General features: G+C 67.8%; 12 protein-coding genes. 6 read left to right on the forward strand and 6 right to left on the reverse strand.

Features of this window, described 5'->3' with window-relative positions; genetic code table 11:
• The first annotated feature begins 41 nt into the window (after positions 1-41).
• Positions 42-827 (forward strand): inositol monophosphatase family protein, encoded by a 786-nt coding sequence (locus tag Q0C42_RS09830; RefSeq protein ID WP_295074665.1) that lies wholly within the window; start codon positions 42-44, stop codon positions 825-827.
• A 69-nt stretch (positions 828-896) separates the two neighbouring features.
• On the opposite strand, the gene Q0C42_RS09835 is transcribed toward Q0C42_RS09830, so the two are convergent.
• Positions 897-1,802: a LysR family transcriptional regulator gene (locus tag Q0C42_RS09835; protein ID WP_295074666.1), complete on the reverse strand. Its 906-nt coding sequence runs from the start codon at positions 1,800-1,802 to the stop codon at positions 897-899.
• 87 nt (positions 1,803-1,889) lie between these two features.
• Here Q0C42_RS09835 and metF point away from each other — a divergent pair, with 87 nt between their 5' ends.
• The 4 genes from metF (at position 1,890) to Q0C42_RS09855 (ending at position 5,714) form a co-directional block, all read left to right on the forward strand.
• Positions 1,890-2,759, forward strand: coding sequence for a methylenetetrahydrofolate reductase [NAD(P)H] (gene metF, locus Q0C42_RS09840; RefSeq protein WP_295074667.1), 870 nt, complete (start codon positions 1,890-1,892; stop codon positions 2,757-2,759).
• A 164-nt stretch (positions 2,760-2,923) separates the two neighbouring features.
• Positions 2,924-3,364 (forward strand): type II 3-dehydroquinate dehydratase, encoded by a 441-nt coding sequence (gene aroQ / locus Q0C42_RS09845; RefSeq protein WP_295074668.1) that lies wholly within the window; start codon positions 2,924-2,926, stop codon positions 3,362-3,364.
• The gene (locus Q0C42_RS09850; RefSeq protein ID WP_295074669.1) at positions 3,361-4,653 is read left to right on the forward strand and encodes an AMP-binding protein; all 1,293 of its coding nucleotides are present in this window, start codon (positions 3,361-3,363) and stop codon (positions 4,651-4,653) included. The genes aroQ and Q0C42_RS09850 overlap by 4 nt, the downstream gene beginning before the upstream one ends.
• Positions 4,641-5,714 carry a thiolase family protein gene (locus tag Q0C42_RS09855; RefSeq protein WP_295074670.1) on the forward strand — a complete coding sequence of 358 codons (1,074 nt, stop codon included), beginning with the start codon at positions 4,641-4,643 and terminating at the stop codon, positions 5,712-5,714. The genes Q0C42_RS09850 and Q0C42_RS09855 overlap by 13 nt, the downstream gene beginning before the upstream one ends.
• Here the strand turns inward: Q0C42_RS09855 and Q0C42_RS09860 are convergent.
• The 5 genes from Q0C42_RS09860 to Q0C42_RS09880 form a co-directional block, all read right to left on the reverse strand.
• Positions 5,703-6,245, reverse strand: coding sequence for a biotin transporter BioY (locus tag Q0C42_RS09860; RefSeq protein ID WP_295074671.1), 543 nt, complete (start codon positions 6,243-6,245; stop codon positions 5,703-5,705). The genes Q0C42_RS09855 and Q0C42_RS09860 overlap by 12 nt on opposite strands.
• Before the next feature lie 24 nt (positions 6,246-6,269).
• Positions 6,270-6,866: an energy-coupling factor transporter transmembrane protein EcfT gene (locus tag Q0C42_RS09865; RefSeq protein WP_295074673.1), complete on the reverse strand. Its 597-nt coding sequence runs from the start codon at positions 6,864-6,866 to the stop codon at positions 6,270-6,272.
• Positions 6,841-7,572 carry an energy-coupling factor ABC transporter ATP-binding protein gene (locus Q0C42_RS09870; protein WP_295074675.1) on the reverse strand — a complete coding sequence of 244 codons (732 nt, stop codon included), beginning with the start codon at positions 7,570-7,572 and terminating at the stop codon, positions 6,841-6,843. Before Q0C42_RS09870 ends, Q0C42_RS09865 begins: the two co-directional genes overlap by 26 nt.
• A gap of 96 nt (positions 7,573-7,668) precedes the next feature.
• On the reverse strand, positions 7,669-7,935 hold the full coding sequence (locus Q0C42_RS09875; RefSeq protein ID WP_295074677.1) for a glycine zipper 2TM domain-containing protein: 267 nt from the start codon (positions 7,933-7,935) through the stop codon (positions 7,669-7,671).
• Between the two features lie 145 nt (positions 7,936-8,080).
• The gene (locus Q0C42_RS09880) at positions 8,081-9,355 is read right to left on the reverse strand and encodes a 4-aminobutyrate--2-oxoglutarate transaminase (RefSeq protein WP_295074679.1); all 1,275 of its coding nucleotides are present in this window, start codon (positions 9,353-9,355) and stop codon (positions 8,081-8,083) included.
• Positions 9,356-9,529: 174 nt separating this feature from the next.
• On the opposite strand from Q0C42_RS09880, the gene dprA reads away from it, so the two are divergent.
• Positions 9,530-10,681, forward strand: a complete 1,152-nt coding sequence (gene dprA / locus Q0C42_RS09885; protein ID WP_295075320.1) for a DNA-processing protein DprA — start codon at positions 9,530-9,532, stop codon at positions 10,679-10,681.
• The last annotated feature ends 69 nt before the right edge of the window (positions 10,682-10,750 follow it).

A 10,750-nucleotide genomic window follows, 5' to 3' on the forward strand; every position in this document is an offset into this window, starting at 1 on the left:
TGACAGATCCCGACCGCCGTGAACCGACCGGAGTGAAGCCCATGCAAGGCAGTGCCAACCTGAACCTGATGATCAAGGCCGCCCGCAAGGCGGGGCGCTCGCTGGTCAAGGACTTCCGCGAGGTTGAAAACCTTCAGGTCTCGACCAAGGGTCCGGGGGATTTTGTCACCAAGGCCGACCGCGAGGCCGAGCGGATGATCAAGGAGGAACTCCTTGCCGGCCGCCCGACCTATGGCTGGATCGGGGAAGAGACGGGCATGACCGCCGGCGCCGACCCGACCCGCCGCTGGATCGTCGATCCTCTCGACGGGACCACGAACTTCCTGCACGGGATGCCGCATTGGGCCGTGTCGATCGCGCTGGAGCACAAGGGCGAGATCGTCTCCGCCGTCGTCTACGACCCCGCCAAGGACGAGATGTTCTGGGCCGAAAAGGGCGCCGGCTGCTGGCTGAACGACAACCGCCGCCTGCGGGTGTCCGGTCGCCGGGCGATGCACGAGGCGGTGTTCGCGACGGGCGTGCCCTTCGGTGCCAAATCCACGCTGCCCGCCACGCTGAAGGACCTCGGGCGCCTGATGCCCGCCTGCGCCGGCGTGCGCCGCTGGGGTGCGGCCTCGCTGGACCTCGCCTACGTCGCCGCTGGCCGCTTCGACGGCTATTGGGAACGTGAGCTGTCGGTCTGGGACATTGCGGCGGGGGTGCTTCTGGTCAAGGAAGCCGGCGGCCTGGTCGAGGGCCTGCGCGAAGGCACCGATCCGCTCGACGGCGCGCTGATCGCCGCGAACGATGGGCTTTTCAAGCCGTTGGCGGACACGATCCGCGCCTGACGCCCGCCTTCGACGTCGTCACTCCTCGCAGGGCCCACCGACGAGAAGACGAAGTCGCACGAGGAGGCGTCACCCGCGCTGCAGTTTCACCGGCTCGGACCGCGCCAGCCGCAGGAAATGCGCCATGTAGGGTTTGGCCGCATCCTCTTCCCGCGTCGCCGCATACATCCGCTTGGTCACCACCTCCGGCCCCAAGGGCCGCGTGATGTAATCGGCGTTCGTCTTCACCTCGCGCATCACCCAGTCCGGCAGCACCGCGACCCCCCGGTTCGATCCGACCAGCATCAGGATCACCGCCGTCAACTCGGCTGTCCGTTGCGCCCGGGGCTCCACTTTCGCCGGCGTCAGGAGTTCGGTGAACACGTCCAGCTTGTCCCGGCTGACCGGGTAGGTGATCAGCAACTGGTCGCGGAAGTCCTCGGCGGTGATGAATTCCTTCGCGGCCAAGGGGTTCTGCGCGGACCCCACGAACGTCGGGTGATAGTCGAACAGGGGGTTGAACACGATTCCCGGCGGTGGCTCCCGATCTGAACTGATCACCAGGTCCACATCCTCGCGGTTCAGCGCCGGCAGGGCCTCGAACGCCAGCCCCGCGCGGATATCCACGTCGATCTCGGGCCAGGCGTGGCGGAACATCTCCAGCACCGGGAAAAGCCAGTCGAAACAGGCGTGGCACTCGATGGCGATGTGCAGCCGTCCCGTCCGCCCGGCCCGCAAGCTGCGGAACTCCTCCTCCATCGCGTCGATCTCGGGCAGGATGCGCTCGGCCGCTCGCAGCATCCTGACCCCAGCCGCCGACAGGCGCATCGGTTTCGACCGACGCACGAACAGCTCCATCCCGGCCTGCGCTTCCAGCCCCGCCACCTGATGCGACAAGGCGGATTGCGTCATGTTCAGCACATCCGCCGCCCGCGCGAGGCCCCCGGCCTGCTGGATGGCCCGGATCGTTCGCAGGTGACGCAACTCGATGTACATGAACCAGCCTCATGAAGATGGTGAGAATTATGAATTGGTCTCACATGATGCGATCTGCGACAAGAGGGTCATTGAAGGAGACCACCAATGACCAACGCGCCCCGCATCAGCTTTGAATTCTTCCCGCCGCAGTCGCTGGACGCCTCGTTCCGGCTGTGGGAAACGGTGCAGGCGCTGGCCCCGATGCAGCCCTCCTTCGTCTCGGTCACCTATGGCGCGGGCGGCACCACCCGCACCCTGACTCATGAGGCGGTCTCGACCATCCACCGCAACTACGGCCTGCCCGTTGCCGCGCACCTCACCTGCGTCGATGCCACCCGGACCGAGACGCTGGCCATCGCCGAGGCCTATGCCGCTGCCGGCGTGACCGAGATCGTCGCCCTGCGCGGTGATGCACCGAAGGGCGCGCAACGCTTTGTCCCGCACCCCTTGGGCTTTGCCAACTCGGTGGAATTGGTGGAAAAGCTGGCCCGCACCGGCAAGTTCAAGATCCGTGTCGGCGCCTACCCTGAGCCGCATCCCGATGCCGCCGACAAGACCTCTGACGTGACCTGGCTCAAGCGCAAGATCGACGCCGGGGCCTCCAGCGCGATCACCCAGTTCTTCTTCGACGCCGACACCTTCTTCCGCTTCCGCGATGCCTGCACCAAGGCCGGGATCACCGCCCCGATCATCCCCGGCATCCTGCCGATCACCTCGTGGGAAGGTGCCAAGAAATTTGCCCGCCGCTGCGGGACCAGCGTTCCGCAGAAGCTGGACGAAGCCTTCGCCACCGCCGCCCGCGACGGGCGCGAGGAGCTGCTGGCCCTCACCCATGCGACCCAGCTTTGCGACAAACTGATCCAGGGCGGCGTTGAAGACCTGCACTTCTACACCCTGAACCGCCCGCACCTGACCCGCGAGGTCGTCCGCGCGCTTGGCATCCAGCCGCAGGTGGTGCTGGAAAAAGTCGCCTGACATCCGCCCCTCAGGGGCAACCGTCGTCTCCCTGGGCGGCTTTCCGACCTGTCCCCACAGTGCCCCGGAAAGCCGCCACCTTTTTGCCCGTTGCTGCCCGTTTTGTCAGTTGCTGGGGGGGGCATATCGGCTAATCTCGCGCGACCCTTAGTGCGGACGATCACATGCCGAAGCTTGTCACCCTTCTCAACGGCCCGAACCTCAATCTCCTCGGCCTCCGCCAGCCCGAAATCTACGGTCGCGAGACTTTGGACGACGTGGTCGCTCGCGTTGCCGACCTCGCCGAAGAGCTTGGGCTGACCGTCCGCGCCCAGCAGTCGAACCACGAGGGCCAACTCGTCGACTGGATCCACGCAGCGCGGGGGACCTCCGCCGCGATCATCATCAACCCCGGTGCCTATTCCCACACCTCCATCGCGATCCTGGACGCGCTGAACGCCTACGATGGCCCGGTGATCGAGGTCCACATCTCCAACATCCACAAGCGCGAGGCGTTCCGGCACCACTCCTACGTCTCGGCCCGCGCCGACGGGGTGATCGCGGGCTGCGGGACCGAGGGCTACCTCCTCGCGCTGCGCCGGATCGCCTCGCTTCTGAAGGCATGACCGACCGCTTCCGCTGGCACCCCGAGGCCTGGCTCTTCGATAGCGCGGGATCAGAAGTTCTGCCCGGCTGTCCACCACCCCCATCGCCTCCCCACCTGGGGGAACCGCCCGCGTCGGGCAGCATCTTTCCCGACACCCCGCAAGGCCTCGCCGCCGCCATCGGCCACCCCGCCTTCCGCATCGGCGCGCCCGACCAGCCATCGCCCAATCCGCACAGCCAACCGATCCTGGAAACCCTCACCTCCGGCTCCACCGGCCAGCCGCGCCGCATCCTTCGCACCCAAGGCTCCTGGACTGCCAGCTTTGCCGTCAACGCCAGCCTTGGCATCGGCCCCGGCGCACAGGTCGCCACCTTGGGCCGCCTGATCCACTCACTCTCTCTCTACGGCGCGATCGAGGGCCTGCATCTGGGCGCGCAGGTTCACCTTCTCAGCGACCTGCGTCCCGACCGGCAACGCACCGCCCTGGCACAGCGCCAGATCACCCACCTCTACGCCACCCCCGCGCAACTGCGTCTGATCCTCGGACCCGGCACGCTCCCCGCCCTCCGCCTGATCCTCGTCGGCGGCTCCAAGCTTGACCCCACCCTCCGCGCCGCCCTCACCATCCTCGCGCCCAACGCCCAGGTCCGCGAGTTCTACGGTGCCGCCGAGACCAGCTTCATCACCCTCGCCGACGAAACCACCCCCGACGCCTCGGTCGGCCGCCCCTATCCCCGCGTCGACCTCCATCTCGACCCGACCGGAGAAGTCTGGGTCAAAAGCCCCTACCTCTTTCTCGACTATGCCTTTCACATTTGCCCAAATATCCCCGCCGGAGGCGCGTCCGAGCCGGTTGCGCGTCCTTCACGCGCAGAGGCGAGACAAAAGGAACGCGCGCCAGCGCTCCATTCAACTCCCGCCGCTACCCGCTGGCGCGACGGCTGGCTTTCCGTGGGCGAGATCGGCGAGTTGCGGGACGGCTACCTCTACCTCAAAGGCCGCGCGGGTCGCATGGTAACGGTGGCCGACCAGAACGTCTTCCCCGAAGAAATCGAAGCGCTCCTGCACAGCTTTCCCGGCGTCACCCGTGCCGCCGTCCTGCCCGTCCCGGACGCCAAACGCGGCCATGCCCTCGTCTCCGTCCTGCAAGGCGACCCGATGCAGGAACCCGCGATCCTGGCCACCCTGCGCCGGGAACTCGGCCCGCTCATATCCCCGAAGTCCCTGATCTGGCGGCAGGACTGGCCCATGCTTGCCTCCGGCAAGACCGACTTCAAGGCGCTGGAGGAAGTGCTATGGCGCGTCTGATCGCCGCCCGCCGCACTGCCGTCGTCCCGCGCAACGGGGCTTTCGCGCGGCTTTCGCTGGAGGACCTCGCCGCCCCGGTCCTGCAAGCCTGCCTCGCCGATGCCGGGATCGATGCCGCCCGGGTCGATGAGGTCATCCTGTCCAACGCCCTCGGCGCGGGCGGCAACCCGGCGCGCCGCGCGGCCCTTGCCGCAGGCCTTCCCGACCGGGTCGCGGGCCTGACCATCGACCGGCAATGTGCGGGCGGCCTTGATGCCATCCTCCTCGCCAGGGCCCTGATCGACTCCGGTGCCGCCGAGGTCATCCTGGCGGGGGGCGTCGAAAGCTACTCCCGCCGTCCCCTGCGTCTCAGAACCGACCCGGACGGCGGGACGCCGACGCCGTACGACCAGGCCCCCTTCACCCCTTGGCCGGACCGTGACCCCGACATGACCCAGGCCGCCGAGGCGCTTGCCCGGCGTCTGAACATGTCCCGCGACCGCCAGGAAAGCTGGGCCATCCGAAGCCACGCCAATGCGCTTGCGGCTGACCAGTCCGCTGAGATCCTCTCCCTGAACGGCATCGCCCGCGACACCTTCCCGCGCGTCCTGACACCACGGCTCTTCGCAAAGGCCCCCGTCCTGACCGGCAGCATCACCGCCGCGACCGCCGCCGTCGCGGCCGACGCCGCCGCAGTCTGCCTCGTCGTCTCGGACCGGATCGCGCAGGGCAGGGGCCTCGCGCTCCTTGGCGGCGCATCCGTGGGAGGCAACCCCGAAGAGCCCGGACTGGCCCCCGTCGCCGCCATCCGGCGCATCTGGGGCGGTGAACCGCTGGCTCAGGCCGAGATCATGGAGGCCTACGCGGTCCAGGCCCTTGCCGTTATCGACAGCGCAGGCCTTGACCCGCAGATCGTCAATCCAGGCGGGGGCGGGCTGGCCCGGGGCCACCCCATCGGCGCGTCGGGCGCAATCCTTGCGGTGCGGCTCTTCCACGGCCTGCAACAGGGCCGGGGCCTCGCGGCCATCGCGGCGGCAGGCGGGATCGGGACGGCGCTTCTCGTCGAAGCCTCAGGCGCGTGACAAAAGCGAGGCGGGACGCATCCGCGCCAGGCTTTGCGTCACGAGACCCGCGATGACCGCCTTGACCGCATCGCCCGGCAGGAAGGCAAAGGACAGGAAGGCCGCCTCGGACAGCGTCTTGCCAAGGACCAGCGCCATGCCCACGATCCCGAAGACATAAAGCACCCCGATCCCGCCGATGACCGAGGCTGCGGTGGCCGCCACGGCAGGGGAAAGCGTGGTCCGCTCCATCACCCAGCCCGCGACGAAGGCGGCGACCGGAAAGCCGACCAGGAAGCCGACGGACGGCCCGGCAAAGACCCCGATCCCGCCGCGCCCGCCCGACAGGAGCGGCAGGCCGGCCGCGACCAGCGCCAGGAACAGAAGCACCGCCAAGGCACCGCGCCTGGCTCCAAGCACCGTGCCGCACAGCATGATGCCCAGAGACTGCGCCGTGATCGGAACCCCCGCCGCAAGGTCAAGCTTCGGCACCAGTCCCAGCACGGCAATCAGCGCTGCAAAAAGGGCGATGTGAGTCAGGTTGCGTTCCATGCGGTCCTCCGAAGGTCCCGCCCTTTAACCTGCACCGCCCCGCGCCCGCAAGGCTTCGGCCACCCGATCTGCATCGTCCAAAGCCGCCAGCGTCGCTGGAACCATCACCCGCCAGCGCGGCGCGCGGGGCGACCGCGCGGTCCAGGATTGCCGGATCAGGCCCATCCGGTCCAGCATGACGGGGATGAACCGGATCACCAAGGCAAAGGCCAGCGCCAGCCGCCGCGGTGGCAGGATCGGCGACAGGGGCCGCGCCAGCCGCTCGAACACCGCCAGCATGTCCGACAGCCGCGTGGTCATCGTCACGAAATTCGCCAAGGCCACGGCGGACACCATCCGAAGCAGGATCGCAGCACCCTGCACAACCTCTGCGGCCCACAGATGCCAAAGCCCGACGATCAGCACAAAGGGCCAAAGCGGCCAAAGCTGGCGCAATCCGGCCTGCGAGAACGCGACACCCCCGGTCAGATACAGGAAGGCGGTCCCGGCAAACGCCCCGGCCAGCAGCCAGGGCGAACCCACCAGGAAAAGCGCCGTTGTCACGACGGCCAGCGCGGCCAGCTTTCCCCCGGCAGGCAGCCGATGCGCCCAGGTCTCAACCGGCGAGGTCAGCGTCAGCATCGCGCGCTCCGATCCTGGCCATCTCGGCGGTAAAGGCGGGCAGCACCTCAACCGGGGGGCCATCGGCGACCACGCGGCCCGCCTCCAGCCACAGCACGCGGTCAGCCTCCGCCAGTACAGCGGGGTCATGCGTGATCGTCACCAGCCGCTGCGGCAGGGCAGCAAAACGCCGGGCCAGCCGCGCCTGCGTCGGCAGGTCCAGGCCGGCCAATGGTTCATCCAGCAGGATCGTGCGCGGCTGCATCAAGAGGACCGACAGAAGGCAAAGGTAATGCCGCTGCCCCTGGCTCAGGTTGGTGACCGGAGCCTTCGCCCAATGCGCGCGCCCTTCGGCGCGAAGCAGGTCCGCAACCATATCCGCAGCCTCGACAGCCGTCCGACCTTGCTGCCGAAGGCCAAAGGCCAGTTCTTCTTCGACCGTCGGAAACAGGATCTGATGGTCGGGATTCTGGAACAGGATACCCAGCGCCGCCAAAGCGGCCTTCCGGTCGGTGAAGGGATCGATCCCGTCCACCCGAACCGTCCCGGCATCCGGAGCAATCAGCCCCGCGATCAGGCGCAGAAGCGTGGTCTTGCCGGACCCGTTCCGCCCCAGCACCCCGATCCGCGCCTCGGTCAACCGGAGCGTCAGGCCGTCCAGCACCTTGCGACCGCCCAGACTTGCGCCAGCGGAGGTCAGTTCGATGCCGGGGGAAAGCTCGGACATAGGCGGCCTGAATGCGGATTGCCCGCTCTTCTAGCCGCTTCACCCCCCGTCCGAAAGGGGTCTGCCCCGGCCCGCGATGGGGCCGGGGCGAAGGTCTTAGCGGCAGTCCGCGATGAAGCGGTTGCCGTACTGGTCGCGGTAGTAGCACTTGCCGGTGCGCTGCGGGACGGGCCCAAGCAGCTGCGAGGCGGCAACGCCGACCACGGCACCGACGATGGCGCCCTTTTCGCGGTCGTCACCCGACGACACCGCAGCACCTACGGCAGCACCGCCGACGGCACCCAGAGCCGCATTCTGCTCGGCAGGCGTGCAGGCTGCGATCGGGAGGGCCAGCAGGGGAAGGGTCAGAAGGAAACGTTTCATGGGATTACTCCAGTTGTGAGTCTGCGGACGGACAGTACCTGTCTGCCCCCCGCCTTGCGCCATGAATTGACGCGATGCGCGGAAACCGACCGATCCGTTGCTGTGCTTACAACCCGCAATCGCCGAAAGGGTTCCGCGCAGCGCCCTACTGCCGCGCTGCCGCGATCGACGCCTCCAGAATGTCCATCGCTTCGGCAAAATGCGCGTCAGGGATGGTGATTGGCGCCAAGAAGCGAACAACGTTGCCGTAAACGCCGCAGGTCAGCAGCAGAAGTCCGCGCTTCAGCGCCTCCAGCCGCACCCGCCCGGTAAAGCCCGCATCGGGCTCCTTGGTGCCGGGGTTCGCGAATTCCACCGCCACCATGAAGCCGGGGCCCCGGATGTCGATGATCTCGGGCGCGGTAGCGCGGATCGCCTCCAGCCGCTGCTTCAGGCGGCTGCCAAGCTCGTTCGCCCGGCCGCAGAGGTCTTCCTCCTCGATCACGTCCAGCACGGCATTGGCCGCGGCAATGCCCAGCGGGTTGCCGGCATAGGTCCCGCCCAGGCCGCCGGGATTGGCCGCATCCATCAGCTCGGCCTTGCCGGTGACCGCCGCCAGCGGCAACCCACCCGCCAGCCCCTTGGCCATCGTCGTCAGGTCGGCGGCAACGCCATGCGCTTCCATCGCGAACAGCGCGCCCGTCCGTGCAAAGCCCGTCTGCACCTCGTCGGCGATCATCACGATGCCATGCTGGTCGCAAAGCGCGCGGATCGCCCGCACCAGGTCCGTGGGCGCGGGATAGAACCCGCCCTCGCCCTGCACGGGCTCAAAAATGATCGCGGCGACACGTGCCGGGTCGAGGTCGGCCTTGAACAGCTTCTCGATCCCCGCCATCGCGTCCTTGGTCGAAATGCCATGCGGCGCCATCGGGAAGGGCACGTGGAAGACGTCGGGCATCATCGACCCGAAACCCTTCTTGTAGGGCTCGACCTTGCCGGTCAGCGACATTCCCATGAAGGTCCTGCCGTGGAACCCGCCGCCGAAGGCGATGACGGCGTTGCGGCCCGTGGCGATGCGGGCGATCTTGATCGCGTTCTCGCAGGCCTCGGCCCCGGTGGTGACGAAGATCGTCTTCTTCTTCCACGGCCCCGGCACCTTGTCATTCAGACGCTCGGCCAGGCGAATGTAGTTCTCGTAGGGCATCACCTGGTGGCAGGTGTGGGTGAACTTGGTCATCTGGTTCGCCACCGCCGCCATCACCTTCGGGTGGCAGTGCCCGGTGTTCACCACCGCGATCCCGGCCGCAAAGTCGATGTAGCGGTTGCCCTCGATGTCCCAGACCTCGGAGTTCAGCGCCCTATCTGCATAGATCTGGGTCATCATCCCCACCCCGCGCGAGATGGCATCGTCGCGGCGCTTGGCTACTTCGGCGTTCAGCATGGTTCCAGCTCCCTGAAGGACCCCGCCCGAGTCGTTTGTCCGGCCCCAGGGTCACGTTGCTTCCATTTGATCAAATAAGCGACGCAGGTTCAAGACTGACCGCTCAAGACGGCCTTCAGATTTCGTTAACCACTTCCGATGCAGAGTGCCCAGGCGAACGAGGCGAGGCAGCGGATGGCAGACGGGCAGCTTTCGAACCCCACACACCCCACACCCCAGACGAAGGATGACCGTCTCGACCGGCTGCGCCTCGTTCGCTCCCGCAGGGTCGGCGCGGTGACGTTCCACAGGCTTCTGGCCGAACATGGGTCGGCCCGTGCGGCATTGAACGCCTTGCCGGCGATCGCCAGGGCCGCCGGCGTCGCAGAGTATGAGGTCTGCCCGCTGGGCGTCGTTCAGGCCGAACTGAAGCAGGGCCGCGTGCTGGGTGCGACCCTTCTCGTGCATGGCGATCCTGACTATCCGCAGGCGCTCCTCGACATTCCCGATGCCCCGCCCGTCCTCTGGGCCTTGGGCGACATTTCCTTGTTGAACCGCCCCGCCATCGGCATGGTCGGTGCCCGCAACGCCTCGTCTCTTGGCGTCCGCATGGCGCGACGGTTGGGCGCCGGTCTGTCCGAGGCCGGATTTACCGTCGTCTCCGGCCTTGCCCGCGGGATCGACACGGCCGCCCACGAAGCCGCGCTTGAGGCTGAAGGCCGCACCGTCGCCGTCATGGCCGGTGGCATTGACGTGATCTATCCGTCCGAGAACACCGCCCTTGCCACCGCGATCGACGCGGCGGGCTGCCGGATCAGCGAACACCCCCCCGGTCTGGAGCCTCAGGCCCGCCACTTCCCCTTGCGCAACCGCATCGTGGCAGGCCTCTCCCGCGCCGTGATCGTGGTCGAGGCGGCCGCGAAATCCGGCAGCTTGATCACCGCCCGCGCCGCGTTGGACTATGGCCGCGAGGTCATGGCGGTCCCCGGCCACCCCTTCGATGCCCGCGCGTCCGGCTGCAACATGCTGATCCGCGACGGCGCGCTGCTTGTCCGTGGCCCCCAAGACGTGCTGGAAGCGCTTGGCGCCCCGACAGACGGCACGCCCGAACCCCAAATGCGCCTTGCCCCGTTGCCCGGCTCTCCGACGCCCCAGCGCCCGCTGAAAGAGGTGGCCCTCCTCCATTCGATGATCCTCAACCGCCTGGGTCCCAGCCCCTTGGCCGAGGACCAGCTGATGCGCGACCTCAACGTCACCTCCGCCCAGCTTGCGCCCGAACTTCTGACGCTGGAGCTTGACGGTCGCATCGCCCGCCAGCCCGGCGGCCTTCTGGCGCGGGTGGAATAGGGTGGGCGATCCGCCCACCGCCCGACCAAAAGGCCGATTCGACGGATCTGGTTAACGACGGCTGCGACA

Origin of the sequence: Tabrizicola sp., from assembly GCF_022842145.1 — a bacterium.
In the GTDB taxonomy this organism is placed as follows: Bacteria; Pseudomonadota; Alphaproteobacteria; order Rhodobacterales; family Rhodobacteraceae; genus Tabrizicola.